19 protein-coding genes, 1 rRNA gene and 1 pseudogene are annotated in these 21,535 nt (G+C 69.5%); 5 read left to right on the top strand and 16 right to left on the bottom strand.

Translation table 11 applies throughout. The features are described from left to right. Positions 1 to 222 precede the first annotated feature (222 nt). Positions 223 to 417: a hypothetical protein gene (locus PBV52_RS27845; protein WP_274241928.1), complete on the top strand. Its 195-nt coding sequence runs from the start codon at positions 223 to 225 to the stop codon at positions 415 to 417. A 25-nt stretch (positions 418 to 442) separates the two neighbouring features. On the opposite strand, the gene hemB is transcribed toward PBV52_RS27845, so the two are convergent. Beyond that, the gene (gene hemB, locus PBV52_RS27840) at positions 443 to 1,444 is read right to left on the bottom strand and encodes a porphobilinogen synthase (RefSeq protein WP_274241927.1); all 1,002 of its coding nucleotides are present in this window, start codon (positions 1,442 to 1,444) and stop codon (positions 443 to 445) included. A 234-nt stretch (positions 1,445 to 1,678) separates the two neighbouring features. On the opposite strand from hemB, the gene PBV52_RS27835 reads away from it, so the two are divergent. After that, a complete protein-coding gene (locus PBV52_RS27835; RefSeq protein ID WP_274241926.1) occupies positions 1,679 to 3,064 on the top strand; it encodes an FAD-binding oxidoreductase in 1,386 nt (461 codons plus the stop codon). 350 nt (positions 3,065 to 3,414) lie between these two features. Here PBV52_RS27835 and PBV52_RS27830 read toward each other — a convergent pair whose 3' ends face one another. From PBV52_RS27830 to PBV52_RS27810, 5 genes are all read right to left on the bottom strand, one after another. Next, the gene (locus PBV52_RS27830; protein ID WP_274241925.1) at positions 3,415 to 5,121 is read right to left on the bottom strand and encodes a bifunctional uroporphyrinogen-III C-methyltransferase/uroporphyrinogen-III synthase; all 1,707 of its coding nucleotides are present in this window, start codon (positions 5,119 to 5,121) and stop codon (positions 3,415 to 3,417) included. Next, positions 5,118 to 6,077 carry a hydroxymethylbilane synthase gene (hemC, locus tag PBV52_RS27825; protein WP_274241924.1) on the bottom strand — a complete coding sequence of 320 codons (960 nt, stop codon included), beginning with the start codon at positions 6,075 to 6,077 and terminating at the stop codon, positions 5,118 to 5,120. The genes PBV52_RS27830 and hemC overlap by 4 nt, the downstream gene beginning before the upstream one ends. Then, positions 6,074 to 7,843, bottom strand: a complete 1,770-nt coding sequence (locus PBV52_RS27820) for a glutamyl-tRNA reductase (RefSeq protein WP_274241923.1) — start codon at positions 7,841 to 7,843, stop codon at positions 6,074 to 6,076. The genes hemC and PBV52_RS27820 overlap by 4 nt, the downstream gene beginning before the upstream one ends. After that, the gene (locus tag PBV52_RS27815; protein WP_274241922.1) at positions 7,840 to 8,610 is read right to left on the bottom strand and encodes a redox-sensing transcriptional repressor Rex; all 771 of its coding nucleotides are present in this window, start codon (positions 8,608 to 8,610) and stop codon (positions 7,840 to 7,842) included. Before PBV52_RS27815 ends, PBV52_RS27820 begins: the two co-directional genes overlap by 4 nt. Positions 8,611 to 8,891: 281 nt before the next feature. Further along, positions 8,892 to 9,179 (bottom strand): glutaredoxin family protein, encoded by a 288-nt coding sequence (locus tag PBV52_RS27810; RefSeq protein WP_274241921.1) that lies wholly within the window; start codon positions 9,177 to 9,179, stop codon positions 8,892 to 8,894. Positions 9,180 to 9,310: 131 nt separating this feature from the next. Here PBV52_RS27810 and PBV52_RS27805 point away from each other — a divergent pair, with 131 nt between their 5' ends. From PBV52_RS27805 to PBV52_RS27795, 3 genes are all read left to right on the top strand, one after another. Further along, the gene (locus PBV52_RS27805; protein WP_274241920.1) at positions 9,311 to 10,231 is read left to right on the top strand and encodes an HAD family phosphatase; all 921 of its coding nucleotides are present in this window, start codon (positions 9,311 to 9,313) and stop codon (positions 10,229 to 10,231) included. Between the two features lie 932 nt (positions 10,232 to 11,163). Continuing rightward, positions 11,164 to 11,937 (top strand): ECF subfamily RNA polymerase sigma factor, BldN family, encoded by a 774-nt coding sequence (locus PBV52_RS27800; protein WP_078916693.1) that lies wholly within the window; start codon positions 11,164 to 11,166, stop codon positions 11,935 to 11,937. A 250-nt stretch (positions 11,938 to 12,187) separates the two neighbouring features. Beyond that, positions 12,188 to 13,435: a DUF5667 domain-containing protein gene (locus tag PBV52_RS27795; protein WP_274241918.1), complete on the top strand. Its 1,248-nt coding sequence runs from the start codon at positions 12,188 to 12,190 to the stop codon at positions 13,433 to 13,435. A 94-nt stretch (positions 13,436 to 13,529) separates the two neighbouring features. Here PBV52_RS27795 and PBV52_RS27790 read toward each other — a convergent pair whose 3' ends face one another. The 10 genes and pseudogenes from PBV52_RS27790 to rrf form a co-directional block, all read right to left on the bottom strand. After that, complete coding sequence (locus PBV52_RS27790; protein ID WP_274241916.1) at positions 13,530 to 14,582, bottom strand: lysophospholipid acyltransferase family protein; 1,053 nt, start codon at positions 14,580 to 14,582, stop codon at positions 13,530 to 13,532. Positions 14,583 to 14,596: 14 nt separating this feature from the next. Beyond that, positions 14,597 to 15,658, bottom strand: coding sequence for an NAD-dependent epimerase/dehydratase family protein (locus tag PBV52_RS27785; RefSeq protein ID WP_274241915.1), 1,062 nt, complete (start codon positions 15,656 to 15,658; stop codon positions 14,597 to 14,599). A gap of 269 nt (positions 15,659 to 15,927) precedes the next feature. Then, positions 15,928 to 16,026: a 30S ribosomal protein bS22 gene (locus tag PBV52_RS27780; RefSeq protein WP_003948845.1), complete on the bottom strand. Its 99-nt coding sequence runs from the start codon at positions 16,024 to 16,026 to the stop codon at positions 15,928 to 15,930. 157 nt (positions 16,027 to 16,183) lie between these two features. Continuing rightward, on the bottom strand, positions 16,184 to 16,396 hold the full coding sequence (locus tag PBV52_RS27775) for a helix-turn-helix domain-containing protein (protein ID WP_004984898.1): 213 nt from the start codon (positions 16,394 to 16,396) through the stop codon (positions 16,184 to 16,186). A gap of 129 nt (positions 16,397 to 16,525) precedes the next feature. Next, positions 16,526 to 17,341: a phosphatase gene (locus tag PBV52_RS27770; protein WP_274241821.1), complete on the bottom strand. Its 816-nt coding sequence runs from the start codon at positions 17,339 to 17,341 to the stop codon at positions 16,526 to 16,528. A 442-nt stretch (positions 17,342 to 17,783) separates the two neighbouring features. Further along, positions 17,784 to 18,956 (bottom strand): acetoin utilization protein AcuC, encoded by a 1,173-nt coding sequence (locus PBV52_RS27765; RefSeq protein WP_274241819.1) that lies wholly within the window; start codon positions 18,954 to 18,956, stop codon positions 17,784 to 17,786. Continuing rightward, positions 18,925 to 20,136 carry an MFS transporter gene (locus tag PBV52_RS27760; RefSeq protein ID WP_274241818.1) on the bottom strand — a complete coding sequence of 404 codons (1,212 nt, stop codon included), beginning with the start codon at positions 20,134 to 20,136 and terminating at the stop codon, positions 18,925 to 18,927. The genes PBV52_RS27765 and PBV52_RS27760 overlap by 32 nt, the downstream gene beginning before the upstream one ends. Then, a pseudogene (locus tag PBV52_RS51835) lies at positions 20,133 to 20,603 on the bottom strand (VC0807 family protein); the annotation flags it as partial. The pseudogene PBV52_RS51835 and the gene PBV52_RS27760, both read right to left, overlap by 4 nt. A gap of 6 nt (positions 20,604 to 20,609) precedes the next feature. Next, complete coding sequence (locus PBV52_RS27750) at positions 20,610 to 21,254, bottom strand: HAD family phosphatase (protein ID WP_274241817.1); 645 nt, start codon at positions 21,252 to 21,254, stop codon at positions 20,610 to 20,612. Between the two features lie 76 nt (positions 21,255 to 21,330). After that, a 5S ribosomal RNA gene (rrf, locus tag PBV52_RS27745) occupies positions 21,331 to 21,447 on the bottom strand. Between the last annotated feature and the right edge of the window lie 88 nt (positions 21,448 to 21,535).

The raw sequence follows: 21,535 nt of genomic DNA, 5'->3' as shown, positions 1-21,535 counted from the left end.
AGGTCAACAACCTGACTCCCGGCGGTAATTGATGGCGCCCACAGCCGGATCTCACTGCTCCCGGCGTCCCACAACACGCCGTCGGGACGTACCATCCCCGCAGGTCAGCCCCGGTCCCATCACTCAGGCGTCCCGAATTCCCGGCCGAAGGTGGCGGCCGGGACGGATGATCACGCAGGCTGAGCCGCGACCCCAACCCCCACCCAAGGAGAGGGCCACCCCATGTCCGCGTCCGCACCCCCCGCCCGCCGACCCCGCGCCCGGCTGCTCGCCGCCACCCTGGTGGCGATCACCGCGCTCACGCTCACCGCGTGCGAGGACGGCCAGGGCCTGCGCGACGAGGGCCCGTCCACCCCGACGAGCCCCACGGCCACGGCTCCCACGACACCGTCGAAGACACCGTCCGACCGACCGTGACCAACCTTCGGCCCTCGTACGCCCGTTACTGGAGGCGGCCCAGCTTCTGCGCCGCCTCCGTAGCCCAGTAGGTGAGGATGTTGCGCGCACCCGCCCGCTTGATGCCGGTCAGCGTCTCGAAGATCGCCCGGTCCCGGTCGATCCAGCCCTTCTCGGCGGCGGCCTCGATCATCGAGTACTCGCCGGAGATCTGATAGGCGGCGACCGGCACATCCACCGCGTCGGCGACCCGCGCCAGGATGTCGAGGTAGGGCCCGGCCGGCTTGACCATCACCATGTCGGCGCCCTCCTCCAGGTCGAGGGCGAGCTCGCGCAGGGACTCCCGCGCATTCGCCGGATCCTGCTGATACGTCTTGCGGTCCCCCTGCAGCGAGGAGGCGACGGCCTCCCGGAAGGGCCCATAGAAGGCGGAGGCGTACTTGGCGGTGTAGGCGAGGATCGCGACGTCCTCCCGCCCGATCTGATCGAGCGCGTCGCGGATGACGCCGATCTGCCCGTCCATCATCCCGCTGGGCCCGACGACATGCGCGCCCGCGTCGGCCTGCACCTGCGCCATCTCGGCGTACCGCTCCAGGGTGGCGTCGTTGTCGACGCGCCCCTCGGCGTCGAGTACTCCGCAATGCCCGTGATCGGTGGTCTCGTCGAGGCACAGGTCGGACATGACGAGAAGCTCGTCCCCGACCTCGGCCCGCACGTCCCGGATGGCGACCTGCAAAATCCCGTCCGGATCGGTACCGGGCGTACCCAGAGCGTCCTTCTTCTCCTCCTCGGGCACCCCGAAGAGCATGATCCCGGAGATGCCGGCCGCCACCGCCTCCGCAGCCGCCTTCTTCAGGCTGTCCCGAGTGTGCTGAACCACGCCCGGCATGGCCGCGATGGGCACCGGCTCACTGACGCCCTCGCGCACGAAGGCCGGGAGGATGAAGTCGGCGGGGTGCAGCCTTGTCTCGGCGACCATGCGCCGCATGACGGGGCTGGTCCGCAGACGCCGCGGCCGCGTGCCGGGGAAGGATCCGTACGTCGTCATGCCACCTACGCTACGCCCGCCCCGGCAGCACCTTTGCCGACGTCAAGTCGGCACGGGAGCGCGCCCCCCGGCGGCCCGCATGCGCACCCCCACACCCCGGGTCCATCCTGAAGAAAAGCCCCGCCCCCCGAACGCAAGGACCCGACGACCCCGCCCCTCCCCCTCACCCCTCCCCCCTCCCCACCTCGCCGCCGCCGTCCCTCCGTACATACGCACCCCACGGAAGAGGACGCGATGACCGCCACCCGCCACAACACCCCCGACCTCTTCGCCCTCTCCGACCTCCACGGCCCGGTCCTGCGCCCCGGCGACGACGGCTACGCCGACGAGGTCACGGGCTTCAATCTGGCCGCGTTGCACACGCCCGACCTGGTCGTGGGCGCGACGGGCGCCGACGACATCGTGACGGCCCTGCGCTGGGCGACGGCCACCGGCACCCCGGTCGCGGTCCAGGCGACGGGTCACGGCGCGAACTTCCCCATCGACCACGGCCTGCTGATCAACACGACCCGCATGACCGGCGTACGCATCGACCCGGACCAGCGCGTGGCAACCGTCGCGGCGGGCGCGAAGTGGCGCCACGTCCTGGACGCGGCCGCCCCCCACGGCCTCGCCGCCCTCAACGGCTCCGCGTCGGACGCCGGCGTGGTCGGTTACACCCTGGGCGGCGGTCTGCCGGTACTCGGCCGGACCTACGGCTACGCGGCCGACCTGGTGCGCTCCTTCCAGGTCGCCACGCCCGACGGCACGCTCCGCGAGTGCGACCCGGACCACGAGCCCGAACTGTTCTGGGCACTGCGCGGCGGCAAGGGCAACGTAGGCGTGGTCACGTCCCTGACCTTCGACCTGCTCCCCCTCCCCACCATCCTCGGCGGCGGCATCTACTGCCCCGGCGAGCACGCGGAAGCGCTGCTGACCACCTGGGCCGACTGGACACACCAGGTCCCCGAGGAAATGTGCAGCGCCTTCTCCCTCCTCCGCCTGCCCCCCATCCCCCAGATCCCCGAGCCCCTGCGCGGCGGCTTCTGGGCCCGAGTGGCGGTCGCCTACACCGCCGGCCCCACCGAGGGCGAGCGCCTCCTGGCCCCGATCCGCGCGGCCGCCCCGGTGACGGTCGACACGGTGGAGGAAATGCCGTATGCCGAGGTGGACCGCATCTACATGGAGCCACAGGACCCGCTCCCCGCAAGGGAGTCCTGCGCCCTCCTGCGCGACCTCACCCCGGAGGCGATCCGCACGTTCCTCGCCCAGGTAGGCCCGGAGACCCCCGACTGCCCCCTGCTCCTGGTGGAGATCCGCCACATGGGCGGCGCCCTCTCCCGCCCCGCCCGCCAGGAGGACGCCATCTGCGCCCGAGACGCGAACTACCTCCTGGAAACAGTGGGCGTCCTGGCCGCCCCACCAGCAGCCGAGGCCATAGAACAGGCCACGAAAGCCCTGCACGCAGCGATGACTCCCTACGGCACGGGCTACACGATGGTCAACATCCACGGCACCCCGGGCGACGCCACCGACCGCGCCCGAGCCTGGACCCCCGAGGTCTACAACCGCCTACGCCAGGACAAATCCACCTACGACCCATCCAACCTGCTCCGCTTCGGCCACACGGTGACGGCGTAACGCACCCCACACAATCAACCCTCAGCGCCGGCCCGTGCATCCCAGCCCGTCCGGCATTCGAGGACGACACCCCACCATCCCCAGCCCCCACCCACCCGCAGGGGGCTTCGCCTCTCATCACTGCCGGTCGCTTCGCAGAGCCGGTCGGCATCATTCAGCCCGTCTGGGGGTGCCCCCTCTGGGGGAGTTTGAGGACGAGGCCCCTTCAGGGCCGAAGCGGGGGTCTGGGGGCCGCAGGCCCCCAGCGACCGGGGCCGAAGGGGCAGCGCCCCTTCAGGATGGGACGGGTAGGGGCGGCGGGGGCGAGAAAACTCCCAGCCCGCACGCCACCGCCCCCACGCGCGCCCCACCTACGTAGTGGACCGCCGCCGCCGAGCCCCCGGCCGCCGCTCACTCGGCCGAGTAACCGGATCCCCGGCCTCCACCGCAGCAGCCCGCCGCCGCATCCCGAAGTCCGCCAACGCCTCAGCCAACTTGTGCACAGACGGCTCCGGAGCCATCACATCCACCCGAAGCCCATGCTCCTCAGCAGTCTTCGCGGTAGCAGGCCCGATACAAGCGATCACCGTCACGTTGTGCGGCTTCCCGGCAATCCCCACCAGATTCCGCACCGTGGACGACGACGTGAAGAGGACGGCATCAAAGCCACCCCCCTTGATCGCCTCCCGCGTCTCGGCCGGCGGCGGCGAAGCCCGCACGGTCCGATAAGCCGTGACGTCATCGACCTCCCAGCCCAGCTCGATGAGCCCGGCCACCAACGTCTCGGTGGCAATGTCCGCCCGAGGCAGGAACACCCGGTCGATCGGATCGAAAACGGGGTCATACGGCGGCCAGTCCTCAAGCAGCCCCGCAGCCGACTGCTCGCCACTCGGCACCAGATCCGGCTTCACACCAAAGGCAATCAGCGCCTTGGCGGTCTGCTCCCCCACCGCGGCAACCTTGATCCCGGCAAACGCCCGAGCGTCGAGCCCGTACTCCTCGAACTTCTCCCGCACAGCCTTGACCGCGTTGACAGACGTAAACGCGATCCACTCGTACCGCCCGGTGACAAGCCCCTTGACCGCCCGCTCCATCTGCTGAGGCGTCCGCGGCGGCTCGACGGCGATCGTCGGCACCTCGTGCGGCACGGCCCCGTACGACCGCAACTGGTCGGAGAGCGACGCCGCCTGCTCCTTCGTGCGCGGCACGAGCACCCGCCACCCGAAGAGCGGCTTGGACTCGAACCACGACAACTGCTCACGCTGAGCAGCGGCAGAACGCTCACCGACCACGGCTATCACCGGCCGCCCGCCTTCGGGCGAGGGCAGCACCTTGGCCTGCTTCAGCGTCTGCGCAACGGTCCCGAGCGTCGCGGTCCACGTCCGCTGACGCGTCGTCGTACCCGCGACAGTGACCGTCATCGGCGTATCGGGCTTACGCCCCGCCGACACCAGTTCACCCGCAGCCGCGCCCACGGCGTCCAGCGTCGTCGAGACGACCACCGTCCCGTCCGACGCCCCGACCTCGGTCCAGCACCGGTCCGAAGCCGTCCGCGCGTCCACGAACCGCACGTCCGCGCCCTGCGCGTCCCGCAACGGCACACCGGCATACGCCGGCACACCCACGGCCGCGGCAACACCCGGCACGACCTCGAACGGCACGCCCGCCGCGGCGCACGCGAGCATCTCCTCGGCGGCGTACGCGTCGAGCCCGGGGTCCCCGGACACCGCACGTACGACCCGCCTGCCGCTGCGCGCGGCCTCCATGACAAGATGTGCGGCATCCCGCACCGCGGGTAGCGCAGCGGTCGTTGACGCGCCGTCAACTACCGCTAGCTGGGGCGTGCCTGTGCCCGGAACGGGGTCCGAATCGGGACCCGGGTCCGTATGCACCTCGGCGACACCGGCTCTGGCGTGCTGGCGTACGACGTCGAGCACCTCGTGCTCGGCGACGAGTACGTCCGCGTTCGCCAGCGCCTCGACGGCGCGAAGAGTCAGCAGCCCCGGATCCCCGGGTCCGGCACCGAGGAAGGTGACGTGCCCGTGTTCAAGGCCGGCGGGAAGAGTGGTGGGGCTCACTGTGCTCGCTCCCCCATCAGACCGGCCGCGCCCTGGGCAAGCATCTCGGTAGCGAGTTCGCGACCGAGCGCCAGCGCTTGGTCGTGCGTCTCGGGCACGGGACCGGTGGTGGACAGCTGCACCATCCGCGTGCCGTCGGTCGTGCCGACGACGCCGCGCAGGCGCATTTCCTTGACAATCTGCCCGTCGGCCAGCAGGTCGGCCAGCGCGCCCACAGGGGCGGAGCAGCCGGCCTCCAGGGCGGCGAGCAGTGATCGCTCGGCGGTCACGGCGACCCGCGTGAACGGGTCGTCGAGTTCGCCGAGCGCGGCGACGAGGTCCGCGTTGTCCGCGGTGCACTCGATCGCCAGGGCCCCCTGGCCGGGGGCGGGCAAAACCGTGTCGACTGACAGAAAATCAGTCACCTCGTCAATGCGGCCGATGCGCTGCAGCCCAGCCGCAGCAAGCACCACCGCATCCAGCTCGCCATCGCGCACGTACCCGATCCGCGTATCCACGTTCCCGCGGATCGGAACCGTCTCGATGTCCAACCCGTGGCTGCGCGCGTACGCGTTCAGCTGCGCCATCCGGCGCGGCGAACCCGTACCGATGCGCGCCCCGCGCGGCAGGTCGGTGAGCTTCAGTGCGTCCCGCGCGACGATCACATCGCGCGGGTCCTCCCGCTCGGGAACGGCCGCCAGGACCAGTTCCTCGGGCTGCGCGGTCGGCAGGTCCTTCAGGGAGTGCACCGCGAAGTCGACCTCGCCCTTGAGGAGCGCGTCGCGCAGGGCGGTGACGAACACGCCCGTGCCGCCGATCTGCGCGAGCGCCTCGCGGGAGACATCGCCGTACGTGGTGATCTCGACCAGCTCGACGGGCCGTCCGGTCACCTGGCTCACGGCGTCCGCGACCTGCCCGGACTGGGCCATGGCGAGTTTGCTGCGCCTGGTGCCGAGCCGTAGTGGCTGCTGAGTCATCGTGGGCCTCGGTTCTTCTCGGTGCTGTCCTCGGCGCGCGAGACGGAGGCCACCGTCTCCTGGTCGAGGTCGAACAGGGTCCGCAGCGCGTCCGCGTACCCGGCGCCGCCGGGCTCGGCCGCGAGCTGCTTGACCCGCACGGTCGGCGCGTGCAGCAGCTTGTCCACCACGCGCCGCACGGTCTGCGTGATCTCACTGCGGTGCTTGTCGTCGAGGCCCGGCAGACGGCCCTCCAGACGGGCGATCTCGTTCGCCACGACATCGGCGGCCATCGTGCGCAGCGCGACGACGGTGGGCGTGATGTGCGCGGCCCGCTGCGCCGCCCCGAAGGCCGCGACCTCGTCGGAAACGATACGGCGGACCTGGTCGACGTCGGCCGCCATCGGAGCGTCGGCGGAAGCTTCCGCCAGCGACTCGATGTCGACCAGCCGCACTCCGGCCAGCCGGTGCACGGCGGCGTCGATGTCGCGCGGCATGGCGAGGTCGAGGAGGGCGAGGACCGGCGCGGGGCGGGGCGCCTCGGCGACGGGCTCGGGCTTGCGGCGCTCGGGGATCCGGCCGACGGTGGCCACGGTCGCGGCGAGCGCGGTGATCAGCTCGGCGTCGGCCTCGGGGCTGCGCCGGGCGGCCTCGCGGCGGTCGACGGCACTGCCGGCCGCCCAGGCCGCGTGCTGCTCCAGCGTGGCCGCGTCCATTCCGGCGACGGCGGCCTCCCCCATCACGGAGAAGCCTCCCTGCACGGCGGACAGGTCCAGCGGACAGTCCTCGTCGGTGCCGACGCTGGTGGGCGGCAGCGGAGTCTTCCGTACGTCCCCGCTGCCGGCGTGGGTCCTGGCGGCGGGCGCCTTGGCCGCCGTACGACCGCTGCCCTCGGCCCCCTCGAAGGCGACCGGCCGCCCGGTACGGCCCTCGACCGCACCCGCGACCTCCTCGGCGGTGAGGACGAGCCCGGTGGCGCCGGTGCACGAGACGGCGACGTCGGCACGTGTCAGCTCGACCGGCACCGACTCCATCGGTACCGCGCGGGCCAGCACGTCCGTGCCGTCGGCCTGGCTCAGGCCCTGTCCGTACTGCTCCCCGAGCAGGGCGGCAAGCCGCTCAGCCCGGTCGAAGGTCCGGTTGGCGACGACGATCTCGGCGACCCCGGCGCGCGCGAGCGTGGCGGCGGCCAGGGAGGACATCGAACCGGCGCCGATGACCAGGGCCTTCTTGCCGCGGGCCCAGTCCTCGACGGGCCTGCCGGAGGACAGCTGCTCCAGGCCGAAGGTGACCAGGGACTGCCCGGCGCGGTCGATCCCGGTCTCGGAGTGGGCGCGCTTGCCGACGCGCAGGGCCTGCTGGAACAGGTCGTTCAGCAGTCGCCCGGCGCTGTGCAGCTCCTGCGCCTTGGCGAGGGAGTCCTTGATCTGCCCGAGGATCTGGCCTTCCCCCACGACCATGGAGTCGAGCCCACAGGCCACCGAGAACAGGTGATGGACGGCCCGGTCCTCGTAGTGCACGTACAGGTAGGGCGTGAGCTCCTCCAGCCCCACCCCGCTGTGCTGGGCGAGCAGCGTGGACAGCTCGGCGACACCGGCGTGGAACTTGTCGACGTCGGCGTACAGCTCGATGCGGTTGCAGGTGGCGAGCACCGCGGCCTCAGTGGCCGGTTCCGCAGCGACGGTGTCCTGCAGCAGCTTGATCTGGGCGTCCGCGCTCAGCGCCGCCCGCTCCAGGACGCTGACCGGGGCGCTGCGGTGACTCAGCCCTACGACGAGGAGACTCATGCCGGCATCACGGCGGGTACGTCCCCGTCGGGCCCCTGGTCGGCGGATGCGTCGGAGTCCTCGCGGGTGACGGCGGCCGGTCCGGTGCCGTCGGAGTGGGCCTCCTCGCCGGCCTTGCGCTGCTCGTGGAAGGCGAGGATCTGCAGCTCGATGGAGAGGTCGACCTTGCGCACGTCGACGCCGTCCGGGACGGTCAGCACGGTCGGCGCGAAGTTCAGGATGGAGGTGACACCGGCGGCCACGAGCCGGTCACAGACCGCCTGGGCGGCACCGGCGGGGGTGGCGATGACGCCGATCGACACGCCGTTGTCCTGGATGATCTTCTCCAGGTCGTCGGAGTGCTGCACGGGAATCCCGGCGACGGGCTTGCCCGCCATCGCCGGATCGGCGTCGATGAGCGCGGCGACGCGGAAGCCCCGGGAGGCGAATCCGCCGTAGTTGGCGAGCGCGGCGCCGAGGTTACCGATACCGACGATCACAACCGGCCAGTCCTGGGTGAGCCCCAGCTCGCGGGAGATCTGGTAGACGAGATACTCGACGTCGTAGCCGACACCCCTCGTCCCGTAGGACCCGAGGTACGAGAAGTCCTTGCGCAGCTTCGCGGAATTGACCCCCGCCGCGGCCGCGAGTTCCTCGGACGAGACCGTGGGTACCGAGCGCTCCGACAGCGCCGTGAGGGCTCGGAGGTACAGCGGAAGCCGGGCGACGGTGGCCTCGGGAATCCCTCGGCTGCGGGTCGCCGGTCGGTGAGTTCGGCCAGTTGCCACGGTGCTCCTGCGGGTAGAGCGGGACTGCCGGCGGTCAGTCGTCCCCAGACCGCCCCGTCGAAAGCAGGCTATGTCTTTGTGAACGCGTGCACAAAGATGGTGTCCGATTTGCCCGCCCAACGTGACCGGGCTCACGCACGCCCGGCGCACTGGTGTGGAACCGGCGCATTCGCACCACCGTTCCTCTGCTCCTGGGGGCAAAACCGCACACTCTCCTCAACGATCCCCGCCCCCCAGACCAAGTCGCCGTCGATCCTAAGCGACTTCCCGGACCAGTTGGACTACTCAGTCAGTGCTTTGCGGAGGCGATTCTCGTTCACGCGCCAGAAGGTGTGCTGGGCGCCGTCGACGAGGACGACAGGGATCTGTTCCCAGTACTGGTCGTGGAGTTGAGGGTCCTGGTTGATGTCCTTCAGCTCCCACGGAACCCCCAGCTCGGCACAGACCTTCTCGACGACGATCTGTGCGTCATCACACAGATGACAGTCCGGCTTTCCGATGAGGGTGACGAGCCGGTCCTGGGGGGACTTGGCCGCGGCGCGACGAAAGAGGGGACTCATGTCAGCCATTCTCGCGCGCCGGCGCGCGAGGGCCGAACGGATGCGCCACCACGCTGTTTAACTGCGCGGTCGCGGAGAGTTCACAACCTTCAAACCTCTCGACTCCGGAAGCACCGAACAAACTGGCTATGCTCACGGTCATGGCCGCTCTTGGATGGCTCACTCCCCGTAGGCGCTCCGCCACGGCGCGGAGCGTGTTGGCTGGCGAAGCCTCGGCAGAGGCAGCGCGCAAGTCGTCGCAGGAAGCGACGGAGGTCTCCGACGCCGAGCCGGAGTTCCCGGTACTCGGCGACGAGAAGGCCGCGGCCTTCTTCGACCTGGACAACACCGTGATGCAAGGCGCCGCCCTCTTCCACTTCGGGCGGGGCCTGTACAAGCGGAAGTTCTTCGAGACGCGCGACCTCGCCAAGTTCGCCTGGCAGCAGGCGTGGTTCAGGCTGGCGGGGGTCGAGGACCCCGAGCACATGCAGGAGGCCCGCGACTCGGCACTGTCGATCGTGCAGGGCCACCGCGTCGCCGAGCTCCAGTCGATCGGCGAGGAGATCTACGACGAGTACATGGCCGAGCGCATCTGGCCCGGCACGCGTGCCCTCGCCCAGGCACACCTGGACGCGGGCCAGAAAGTCTGGCTGGTGACGGCGGCCCCCGTGGAAATCGCCCAGGTGATCGCCCGCCGCCTCGGCCTGACCGGCGCCTTGGGCACGGTGGCGGAGTCGGTCGACGGCGTCTACACGGGCAAGCTGGTGGGCGAACCCCTCCACGGCCCGGCGAAGGCGGAGGCGGTTCGCGCCCTGGCCTCGGCGGAGGGCCTGGACCTCTCCCGCTGCGCGGCGTACAGCGACTCGCACAACGACATCCCGATGCTCTCCCTGGTCGGCCACCCCTACGCCATCAATCCCGACACCAAGCTCCGCAAACACGCCCGCAAGCTGGACTGGCGCCTACGCGACTACCGCACGGGCCGAAAGGCAGCGAAGGTCGGCATCCCGGCGGCCGCGGGAGTAGGGGCAGTGGCCGGGGGGACAGCTGCGGCGATCGCACTGCACCGACGCCGCCGGTAGCCTCCGGCGGTTGGGCAGGGGTGCCTGCGGCGGCCTGTGCGGGGTGGTTGGGGGTGCGCGTAGCGCCTGCGGGTGCGTTGTGGGTCGGGGCCGTGCCGGGGGGTGTCCGTCCTCAGTCCGGCGGCTCGGTTCCTCAGAAGCGTGCCGTGTGTTGACGCCGACCGCTGCGGGCGGACACCCCCGGCACGTCCCCTTCCCGCCGTACGCGACTGCGGGCGGTGGAGGCACCGGCCCAATCCGCAATCCCAGCCCCATCCGACGCCATCTCGAACCCTCACCCCACTGGGGGCAGCACACGCTGCGAACGGTCACCCTCGACACCGGTCCAGGCACTCCATCCGGTCCGGCACTTGAGGACGACACCCCACCATCCCTAGCCCCCACCCACCCGCTGGGGGCTTCGCCTCTCGTCACTGCCGGTCGCTTCGCAGAGCCGGTCGGCATCATTCAGCCCGTCTGGGGGTGCCCCCTCTGGGGGAGTTTGAGGACGAGGCCCGTTCAGGGCCGAAGCGGGGGTCTGGGGGCCGCAGGCCCCCAGGGACCGGGGTGGAAGGGGCAGCGCCCCTGGGGGATGGGACGGGTAGGGGCGGCGGGGGCGAGGACTGCTCTTGGGCCACGCCCGGCCGAACAGCCAATCCGCACCCCATACCCCCACAACCCCCTGTCCAGTCCCCTTGGCTGCACACGGCCACAACACGCCCCGGAGTCAGCCGGAACACGGACGACTTCGATCAACAAACGGTCACTCTGCGGCACTTGATCGGGCGTCAATCGGTTACAGAAGAGACGCAATCGGTGATTTGAGCAACTGGGCGTAGCAGTGCCTGCACGAAGCGTTATTCTCCTCAGACGCAAACCGGTACCCCTCCGTCGCTACGACGGGTGAACGGTCCCGCACTGCACGTGATGGAAGCTCTGCCTCTGGGAGTCCCGTGTACCCACACGTCGGGGTTGACGCCTCGGGCCTGGCTACGCTGCGCGCAACGGTCAAAGACCTGTTGCGCGGCTTCGTCCCCACCGCGTACGCCGTCCCCGCCCTCGCCGTAACCACCGCGCCCGTAGGCCCGTGCTACGCGCTCGCCGACGGCAGCGCCGCCGTCGGCAGACGGGGACGCTCGGCCGGTGCGGCAACCGCTCGTCGGCCTGCCGCGGACAGCGACAGCGCTCGAATGATGGATCTCGTGGAACGCGCACAGGCCGGCGAGGCCGACGCGTTCGGAAGGCTCTACGACCAATACAGCGACACCGTTTACCGCTACATCTACTACCGAGTCGGAGGGAAGGCCACCGCCGAGGACCTCACGAGCGAGACCTTTCTGCGGGCGCTCCGGCGGATCGGCACCTTCACCTGGCAGGGCCGCGACTTCGGCGCCTGGCTCGTCACCATCGCCCGCAACCTCGTCGCCGACCACTTCAAGTCCAGCCGCTTCCGGCTGGAGGTGACCACCGGCGAGATGCTCGACGCCAACGAGGTCGAGCGCTCCCCCGAGGACTCCGTCCTCGAGTCCCTCTCCAATGCCGCCCTCCTCGACGCCGTACGGCGACTCAACCCACAACAGCAGGAGTGCGTCACCCTCCGTTTCCTCCAGGGCCTCTCCGTCGCCGAGACCGCCCGCGTCATGGGCAAGAACGAGGGCGCCATCAAGACCCTCCAGTACCGGGCCGTCCGCACCCTCGCCCGGCTACTCCCCGACGACGCGCGCTGAACGCGTCACCGCCCCCAATCGGCACTCTCCGCAACCATCAACTCACCGTCGGTGAAAGTCTGTTGACTTCGCGGTCCGTTCATCCGCCGTCCGTAACCCAAGTGCCGCGCCGCTCGTTGTGCGGGATGCAGGCTCCCTGTGGTCACTCCCTGGCCGACTCCGATCACTCGATCGTGTGGATTTGGTCAGGGCGTGCAACCCTCAGGACCCCCTGGGGAGTCGACCGTCATCACGAGAGGAGGTGCCGCCAGTGATCGCGAACGTATCGGCGCACCGGCGGGCGAACGCCTTCGCCCAGGCCCTGGAGGAGCTGACCGACCGGGGCTCGGCGGCCGAGCAGGCCGAGCAGTCCGATGGATCGGCACCAGCATCGGCTGCTGCGGAACAGACCGAGCAGGGGCGCCTGTTGGCCGTCACCGCAAGTCTCGACGAACTGCCCAAGCCCGTGCTCGACCCCGAGGTCAAGGTCGTTCAGCGGGCCCAGCTCGTCGCCGCGATGGAGGCCATGCTGCAGGAGGGCACGGTGGGAGGCGATGCGGATCCCGCGGTACCCGGGCAGCGCTCGAATCGGGCACCGGGCGCCCACCGGGCATCCCCGCTGGGGAAGTTGCGGCCGCGTTCGCGGCTGACCAAGGGCCTGGCCGCGGGCGGGCTCAGCGTCGGTGTCGCCGCGGGAGCCTTCGGTGGAGTGGCCGCGGCGAGTTCCGACGCGCTGCCCGGTGACTCTCTCTATCCCCTCAAGCGCGGCATCGAGGACTTCAAGCTCAATGTCATGGCCGACGGCGACGACGAGCGCGGGCGAACGTATCTCGACCAGGCCTCCACCCGGCTGAGCGAGGCCCGTAGGTTGATGGAGCGTGATCGCGGCGGACAGCTCGACCACGAGTCGCTCGGCGAGATCCGCCGCGCCCTGTCCGGCATGCGCCACGACGCCTCGGAGGGGCATCGCCTGCTCCGTGAGGCGTACGAGCGCGATCCGGGCTCCCTGGGGCCCATCCAGGCCCTCTCCGCCTTCTCGCGCTCCCACCGTGAAGTCTGGGGCCACCTCCGCGAGCGGCTTCCCCTCCAGCTCGGGGACGTCAGTGACCAGGTCTCGTCGGTGTTCGACGCCATAGACGAAGAGGTCGCCCCCCTGGAGTCCCTCCTCCCGCCGACTCCGGCACAGGGCGGGGACGGCAAGCAGCGGGGCGGTTCCGGCTCGGCGTCCACCGGTACATCGGGCTCCGATCGGTCGGCCCACCCCAGCGCTGGCGGCAGCGGCTCCTCCGACGGCAACCGGTCCAGCCGCCCCAGCAATTCGGCCGAGAGTTCCGGCAGCGAGAGCGAGGGCCTGCTCGGCGGAAACACCGGCGGCCTGCTCGACCCGCCGAAGGACACCAGCAGCACCGGCACCTCACCCTCCACATCGACCCCGAGCACCGAACCCGCCGTCACCCTGCCCCCACTCCTCCCGGGCCTCCTCCCCGGCCTGGGCATCGAAGGCGAGGACGCGAACTAGCGCCCGCAGAGCAGCGAGTCGTACGACGACGGGGCGCCCCTCGCATCAGGGGCGCCCCGTCGTCGTACCCACGCTGGGTACGTCGGGAGAAGCGTCAGAAGAAGACGGACCGCCGCTGCACCAACAACTTGTACAGCGTGTGCTGGATCTGCTCCCTCACCTGGTCGGTCAGGTTGAACATCAGCATCGGATCCTCGGCAGCCTCCGGCGGATAGCCATCCGTGGGAATCGGCTCGCCGAACTGGATCGTCCACTTGGTCGGGAGAGGAATCGCGCCCAGCGGACCCAGCCACGGGAAGGTCGGCGTCAGCGGGAAGTACGGGAAACCGAGCAGGCGGGCCAAGGTCTTCGCGTTGCCGATCATCGGGTAGATCTCCTCCGCGCCGACGATCGAGCACGGAATGATCGGGGCGCCGTTGCGCAGCGCCGTGGAGACGAAGCCGCCGCGGCCGAAGCGCTGGAGCTTGTAGCGCTCGCTGAAGGGCTTGCCGATGCCCTTGAAGCCTTCCGGCATCACGCCGACCAGCTCGCCCTGGCCCAGCAGCCGCTCGGCGTCCTCGGCGCAGGCCAGGGTGTGGCCGAGCTTGCGGGCGAGTTCGTTGACCACGGGCAGCATGAAGACCAGGTCGGCGGCGAGCAGCCGCAGATGCCGGCCCGCCGGGTGGTGGTCGTGCACGGCGACCTGCATCATCAGGCCGTCCAGCGGCAGCGTCCCGGAGTGGTTCGCGACGATCAGCGCGCCGCCCTCGGACGGGATGTTCTCCACGCCCTTCACCTCGACCCGGAAGTAGTTCTCGTACACCGGGCGCAGCAGGGACATCAGGACCTGGTCGGTGAGCTCCTCGTCGTACCCGAAGTCGTCGACGTCGTAGTCCCCGGTGAGGCGGCGGCGCAGGAAGGCCAGGCCGCTCGCGATGCGCCGCTCCAGGCCGCCTTCGTCCTGGGGCTTCTGGGGCGGCTGTTCCTCACGTGTCACAGGAACATCATCCTGCGCGAAGGACCGTCCGGGGAGGGGCTGGACCTCGCGTACCAGCGCGGATTCACCGTTCTTGCGCCGGCTCCCCGCACTCCGGCGCCGCTGCGGCCGCTGCACGGCGCTCCCACGGGACCGGTCGTCGTCGAACGGAATGACCTTGGCGTCCGCCATCGTTGATGCGCTCCTCAGTTGGCGCTCTGCGTCGGGAGGTGGCCGCCGCCCAGGACGGGCAGCGCGGCGATCCGGTCGACGGCCCCCGCAAGGGCCTCCGGCGGCAGGAGTCCGGGACCGCGGCTCTTCGCGAAGTCCGCGAACGTCTCCGCCGTCGTGTACTTCGGTTTGTATCCGAGCGTCTCTCGCATCTGGTCCGTCGACACCACCCGGCCGTGCGTGAGCAGCCGAATCTGCTCGGGTGAGAAGTCCGACATGCCCAGCGTACGCACCAAGGAGCCCGCCCAGGTGACCGCGGGGAGCAGGAGCGGCACGGTGGGGCGGCCGAGGCGCCGGGAGCACTGCGAGAGCAGCAGGACGCCGTCGCCGGCGATGTTGAAGGTGCCGCTGTTGAGCGTGCCCCGCTCCGGCTCGTGCGAGCCGATGCGCAGCACCTCGATCACGTCGTCCTCGTGCACGAACTGCAGCCGCGGATCGTAGCCGAACACGGTCGGCAGCACCGGCAGCGAGAAGTACGAGGCGAGCGGCGTGTCCGCGGTCGGCCCGAGGATGTTGGCGAACCGCAGCACACACACGGCGACGTCCGGCCGACGCCGCGCGAACCCGCGCACATACCCCTCGACCTCGACCGCGTCCTTGGCGAACCCGCCGCTGGGCAGCGACTTGGGCGGCGTGGTCTCCGTGAAGACGGCCGGGTCGCGAGGCGCGGACCCGTAGACGTTCGTGCTGGACTTGACCACCAGCCGCTTGACGTTGGGGGACTTCTGGCAGGCGCCGAGCAGCTGCATCGTCCCGATGACGTTGGTCTCCTTGACCGTGGTCCGGCTGCCACTGCCCAGCGCGGTTCCGGTCACGTCCATGTGTACGACGGTGTCGGCGCCGCTCTCGGCCAGCACCCGCGCGATGGTGGGCTGCCGGATGTCGGCCTGGATGAAGTCGGCACCGCCCAGATGATGCTCAGGGGGAACCGCGTCCACGGCGACCACCCGGTCCACCTGTGGGTCACGCTGGATCCGTCGTACGAACCGGCCCCCCAGTTGACGGGCCACTCCGGTCACGAGCACGACCTTGCCCAAGATCAGCGCCTTCCTTCCAGCACTCGTACACCTGCCGAGTTCCCCGTGTGCGGCCAACTTAGCGGGTCGGTGTTGCGCTGTGATGACCGCCCAATGCATGAAGTGACGAGAATTCCATGCGTACGACCGGACGGCTCACACCTCTGTCCAGTCATATGCACAGCGTTCGACCGTTCGCACAACTTCGCACAAGGACCTCGATACACGTGTGGCCCCCCACCGGATGTGGTGGGGGGCCACAAAGCACGCCACTTTCGCGGCGCGCGCGCTTACTTCTTGTTGCGACGCTGAACGCGCGTGCGCTTGAGCAGCTTGCGGTGCTTCTTCTTGGCCATCCGCTTGCGCCGCTTCTTGATAACAGAGCCCACGACTACCCTCGCTCACTTCTCATCACTCGGTGTTTGGGCGCCATGGGCCCACACGACCTACGAGGGGCTAGCCTACCCGCCCGAGCGCTGAGGTCGTAATCGAGGTGGCTCGGGGGAATCCTGAACAGCCCTGAGGATCCCCCCTCGCCCACTGCCGTCAGGCGGTTTCCACCCCCACATAGCTCTCGCGGAGGTATTCGTGAACCGCTTGCTCCGGGACACGGAACGAACGCCCGACCCGGATCGCGGGCAGATGACCGCTGTGCACCAGCCGGTACACGGTCATCTTCGACACTCGCATCACCGAGGCGACTTCCGCCACGGTAAGGAACTGAACCTCGTTCAGAGGCCTCTCGCCAGCTGCAGCCATGACACACCTGAACCTTCCGCACTCGACGGCCACCGGCTTCCCCTTCCGGTGACTCTTCGTCGCTGCGTGCTCACTCCCCAATGTAGGGGCGGGTGATGCGAGTGGGGAAGAGGTGCAGCCATCGGCGACCTACTGTGACAGACACGCTCGATTGAGTACGTAGCGGGTAAGCGGCTGGTAGTAATCAGACCGCACAGCGTCATCAAGTGGAACGACGGCCGACACGACCCCCTCGGCCTCCCCCACAAAGAGCGCGGGGTCATTCGTATCGGCAAGACCAATGGCCTCAAACCCCAGCTGACCTGCCCCGCAGACCCAGCCGTGGTCGCCGATCACCAGCTTCGGCAACGGCCCGTCGGCCTCCGCCGCGGCAGCCAGCACGGTACGAACCGGGAGCGGTGAGTGCGTGTGTGCGCCGGGCTCACGCCCGGTGCTCGGAGCGCCGGCTTCCCGCACCAACGCGACTCCTCGTACGTAGTCAAGGTTGTACGTGCGTAGGCCGAACCGGGTCGTTATGTCGACACAGCGACCATGCGCGGGGGTGAGGACGGCACATCCCGCCGCCGACAACGCGTCCGCCAAGGCGGCGTAGAAACCGAGCAGTCGATGCGGATGCCCGGTACCGAACAGCACGGGCTCGCTGCGCTGGGCGGCAGCGGCGACCCGGTCAGCGAAGGCATCCAGAGCGGTCAAAGTCCGCTCCGGATCGATCACATCCCGGCCGGAAACACACTCAGGATCGGCGGAAACCCCACACTTCGCCGCCATCAACTCAATCAAATCCCGCTGCCGCCAAGCCCCTTCCGGATCGAGCCCGATGAGCACACGGGGATCGCGAGCAGCAAAAAGCCGATAACTCCTGAGGCTCTCCTCCCGAGAGGTAGCCACGGTCCCGGCAAGCCGAGCGGCCAGGAGATGGGCGCGAAGGGCTCCGGTACTCAACACGAGAGCGATGGTGACGGACCGGAGGGCACGAGGGCGGGGGAACGGGAAAACACCGCACAGTTGGGCTAATGAGGCCGCGGAGAGCTTCCACCCCTATCCCCCACCCACCCGCAGAGGGCCTTCACCTCTCAACGCCAGCACGCGCATCTCGACCCGTCCGGCATCCGAGGACGACACCCCACCATCCCTAGCCCCCACCCACCCGCTGGGGGCTTCGCCTCTCGTCACTGCCGGTCGCTTCGCAGAGCCGGTCGGCATCATTCAGCCCGTCTGGGGGTGCCCCCTCTGGGGGAGTTTGAGGACGAGGCCCGTTCAGGGCCGAAGCGGGGGTCTGGGGGCCGCAGGCCCCCAGGGACCGGGGTGGAAGGGGCAGCGCCCCTGGGGGATGGGACGGGTAGGGGCGGCGGGGGCGAGAAAACTCCCAGCCCGCCCCCCACCCCACCTACGCCAACATCCCCCGCAACGGAAACACCGCCCGCCGAGTCGCCAGCACAGCCTGATCCAGCCGATCCGCAGGGTCGTACCCCGCCTCCCAGCCAGCCCACGAGACAGGCCACCGCCCATCAGTCATCCGCGCCGGCCCCAACTGCCGAGTCCGCGCAAAGACCTCCTGCCGCCACCCCTCCGGAATCATCGCCTCAGGCTCGATCGCCCGCCCCGCCGCGATCCCCACCAGATGCGTCCACGACCGCGGCACGACCTCCACCACGGCGTACCCGCCCCCACCCAGGGCGACCCACTTCCCGTCGGCGTACTCATGCGCCAGGTCATGACACGCCACCTGCACGGCCCGCTGCGCATCCAGCGAAACGGCAAGGTGCGCAAGCGGATCCTCGAAGTGCGTATCGGCCCCATGCTGGGTCACCAACACCTGCGGCCGAAAGTCAGCGATCAGCTCCGGCACCACGGCATGGAACGCCCGTAGCCACCCCGCGTCCCCGGTCCCGGCCGGCAACGCCACATTCACGGCAGTCCCCTCCGCGGACTCGGCCCCGGTCTCCTCCGGCCATCCGGTCTGCGGGAACAACGTACGAGGATGCTCGTGCAGCGAAACCGTCAGCACCCGCGGATCTTCCCAGAACGCCGCCTGCACCCCGTCCCCGTGATGGACATCCACATCGATGTAGGCGACCCGCTCGGCCCCCAGCTCCAACAGCCGAGCGACAGCCAGCGAGGCATCGTTGTAGATACAGAACCCCGAAGCGCCCCCCGGCATCGCATGGTGCAACCCACCCGCGAAGTTCACCGCATGCAGCGCCTCCCCCCGCCACACGGCCTCCGCCGCCCCCACCGACTGCCCCGCGATCAGCGCAGACACCTCGTGCATCCCCACGAATGCAGGGTCATCCAGCGTCCCGATCCCGTACGACTGGTCCGCCGCCCCCGGATCCACCGAGGCTGCCTTCACGGCCTCGATGTAGTCCTGCCGATGGACCAGCCGCAACGTCGACTCCCCGGCCGGCTGCGCCGCGACGACGTCCACGTCCTTGTCCAGCCCGAAGGCATCGACGAGTCTCCTGGTCAGGGCAAGCCGAACCGGGTCCATCGGATGGTCCCGGCCGAAGTCATAGCCCGTTACTGCCTCATCCCACATCAGCTGTGCGCGGCCGCTCATGCCCGTCACCGTATCGGGCCGGTTGAGCGGCGAACGACCGGGCGTACACAAGCGTCACCAGCACCAACACCATCGGCACAAGCATGGCCCCGCGATAGTTCCACGCATCGCCCAGCGCACCCACCAAGGGCGAACCGATCAAAAACCCCACGTAATTGAACACATTGAGCCGCGCAATGGCCGCATCCGAAGCCCCCGGCCCGTACTTCTCAGAAGCAAGCCGCCCGGCCGCCCCGAACGTCTGCGGCACCAGCACACACAACCCCAGCCCGAGCAGCGTGAACCCCAACATCCCGACCCACGCCCCCGGCGCCCCCGCCACCACCGCGAACCCGCCGGCCGCCACCAGCGCCCCTGCCCGCACCACCGCGACAGCCCCGAACTTCCGCACCCCGAAGTCCCCGATGGCCCGCCCGAGCAACGTGGTCACCATGTAGACGTTGTACGGCACGGTCGCCAACTGCTCCGAACTCCCCAGCACGTCCTGCAGATACTTCGCACTCCAGTTGGAGACGGTCGAGTCCCCGATATACGCGAAGGTCATCACCAGACACAGCGGCAGCAGCGCCTTGAAGGCGACGGACGGCCCCTCACCCCCGACCTCGCCCGCCACACGCACGGACCCCCCGTCGACGTACCACCGACTCCCCACCAGCGCGGCCGGCAGCAACACCACGACGACCGGCAGATACGACACGACCAGCGCCAGATCCCAGTGCGCTCCCACCCAGGCCAGCGAGGCCCCCACAATCCCACCCAGGCTGTACACCGCATGAAAACTGAGCATGATGCTGCGCCCGTACGACCGCTGCAGACTCACCCCGAGCATGTTCATCGAGGCGTCGAGCACACCCACGGCCAGCCCGAACACGGCGAGCGCGATCCCCAGTTCGACCATCCGCTGCCCCGCCCCGACCCCGAGCAGCGCCAGGAGCACGACGGGCTGGGACCACCGCAGCAGCCGGCTCGGCGGTATCCGCTTCACCAGCCGCTCGGTCGACACACTCCCGACGCCGGCCAGGATGGGGACGGCGGCGAGGAAAGCGGGCAGCAGCGCGTCAGAGACCCCGTACCGGTCCTGAATGGCCGGAATCCGGGTCACGAGCAGCGCAAAGGCAACACCCTGAGCGAAGAAGCTCAACGCCAACGAGGCCCTACCGCGCCGCAGCACATCAGTCATGGCGGCGAGCGTAGGGCCCCGGCGTACTGGTGGGTAGATCCAGCCAAAGATGAATTTTCCTCAGCTTTAATTTCTCTCACTCGGCAACGGCCCCCGCAGCCACGGGAACAGGGCCGACGGCCGAGTGGTCCGTGCCCTTGCCGCACACCTCCCTGGCAAGCATGGCCGCCCTCGGCCCGGCCGCCAGGGCCCCGCTGACGAGGAACCCGAGAACCATGGCGACGATCACGATGACGGTGCCCAGCCAGACCATCGTGTCCACCGCCAGCGTGTACGCCCCCACGATCGGCACCACACACTCGCCGAGCAGCACCACACCCCACACCACGGAGAACACCCGCTCGGCTCGACGGAAGTCCGCTGACCCGCTCTGCAGCCGCGCCCAGGCGGCCTCCCGCATCTCGTCGCCCTTGGACCAGCCACGGCTTCAGACCGGCGGTCATCATCGGCCTGCCCAGTGCCACTGACCAATGTCAGACCAGCAGGTCAGCCAACTCCCCCATGTCAGAGAAGAGTTGAGTGGCCGCCACCAGCCTCTCGGCCGACGTCATCGCGGTGAACCCGTACACATCCATCCCGGCCGAGACAGCCGCCTGCACCCCCAACGGACTGTCCTCGATCACCACACACCGGTCCGGCGCGACCCCCATCCGCTCGGCGGCATACAGAAACAGATCCGGCGCCGGCTTCCCCCGCCCCACATCCTGCGAACTGAAAATCCGCCGGTCATCGAACCACCGCTCCAGCCCGGTCTTCCGATGCCCTACCCGAATCCGCTCATGACTCCCGGAAGACGCGACACAGTACGGCACCCCGTCAGCAGCCAACTTCTCCAGCGCCTCGACGGCCCCGGCCACTGGCTCCAACTCCCGCTCGAAGGCCGCGAAAACCCGCCCATGAAAGACGTCATCGAAGTCCTCCGGCAACCTCCGCCCGGTCCGCTCCTCCACCAGATCGTGTACGCGGTGCATGGCGGCGCCCATGTAGTCGCGCAGGGACTCCTCGTACGAGGTCGGATGCCCGAGCTCGGTGAGATAGCCGGCGAGGAGCCTGTTGGAGATGGGCTCGCTGTCGACGAGCACACCGTCGTTGTCGAAGATGACGAGGTCATAGCGCATACCCAGACCCTAATCGACCCCAAAATGCAGAAAGCCCCCGTGCCGGTATCCCCGGCCGGGGGCTTTCTCAAAATTTGTTCGGCGGCGTCCTACTCTCCCACAGGGTCCCCCCTGCAGTACCATCGGCGCTGTAAGGCTTAGCTTCCGGGTTCGGAATGTAACCGGGCGTTTCCCTCACGCTATAACCACCGAAACACTATGAAACTATCCAGCCGCACCACACCGTGACCTGGCATGGGGCTGTTCGTGGTTTCAGAACCAACACAGTGGACGCGAGCAAC

Origin of the sequence: Streptomyces sp. T12, assembly GCF_028736035.1 — a bacterium.
GTDB lineage: Bacteria > Actinomycetota > Actinomycetes > Streptomycetales > Streptomycetaceae > Streptomyces.
This window is presented reverse-complemented; position numbering and strand designations above follow the sequence as displayed.

Coding starts and splice junctions, on each gene's coding strand:
- PBV52_RS27760 (WP_274241818.1), bottom strand. CDS start 20,136: ATGACTGATGTGCTGCGGCGCGGTAGGGCCTCGTTGGCGTTGAGCTTC.
- PBV52_RS27765 (WP_274241819.1), bottom strand. CDS start 18,956: ATGAGCGGCCGCGCACAGCTGATGTGGGATGAGGCAGTAACGGGCTAT.
- PBV52_RS27805 (WP_274241920.1), top strand. CDS start 9,311: ATGGCCGCTCTTGGATGGCTCACTCCCCGTAGGCGCTCCGCCACGGCG.
- PBV52_RS27835 (WP_274241926.1), top strand. CDS start 1,679: ATGACCGCCACCCGCCACAACACCCCCGACCTCTTCGCCCTCTCCGAC.
- hemC (WP_274241924.1), bottom strand. CDS start 6,077: ATGACTCAGCAGCCACTACGGCTCGGCACCAGGCGCAGCAAACTCGCC.
- PBV52_RS27790 (WP_274241916.1), bottom strand. CDS start 14,582: ATGGCGGACGCCAAGGTCATTCCGTTCGACGACGACCGGTCCCGTGGG.
- PBV52_RS27820 (WP_274241923.1), bottom strand. CDS start 7,843: ATGAGTCTCCTCGTCGTAGGGCTGAGTCACCGCAGCGCCCCGGTCAGC.
- PBV52_RS27775 (WP_004984898.1), bottom strand. CDS start 16,396: ATGGCTGCAGCTGGCGAGAGGCCTCTGAACGAGGTTCAGTTCCTTACC.
- PBV52_RS27750 (WP_274241817.1), bottom strand. CDS start 21,254: ATGCGCTATGACCTCGTCATCTTCGACAACGACGGTGTGCTCGTCGAC.
- PBV52_RS27810 (WP_274241921.1), bottom strand. CDS start 9,179: ATGGCTGACATGAGTCCCCTCTTTCGTCGCGCCGCGGCCAAGTCCCCC.
- hemB (WP_274241927.1), bottom strand. CDS start 1,444: ATGACGACGTACGGATCCTTCCCCGGCACGCGGCCGCGGCGTCTGCGG.
- PBV52_RS27845 (WP_274241928.1), top strand. CDS start 223: ATGTCCGCGTCCGCACCCCCCGCCCGCCGACCCCGCGCCCGGCTGCTC.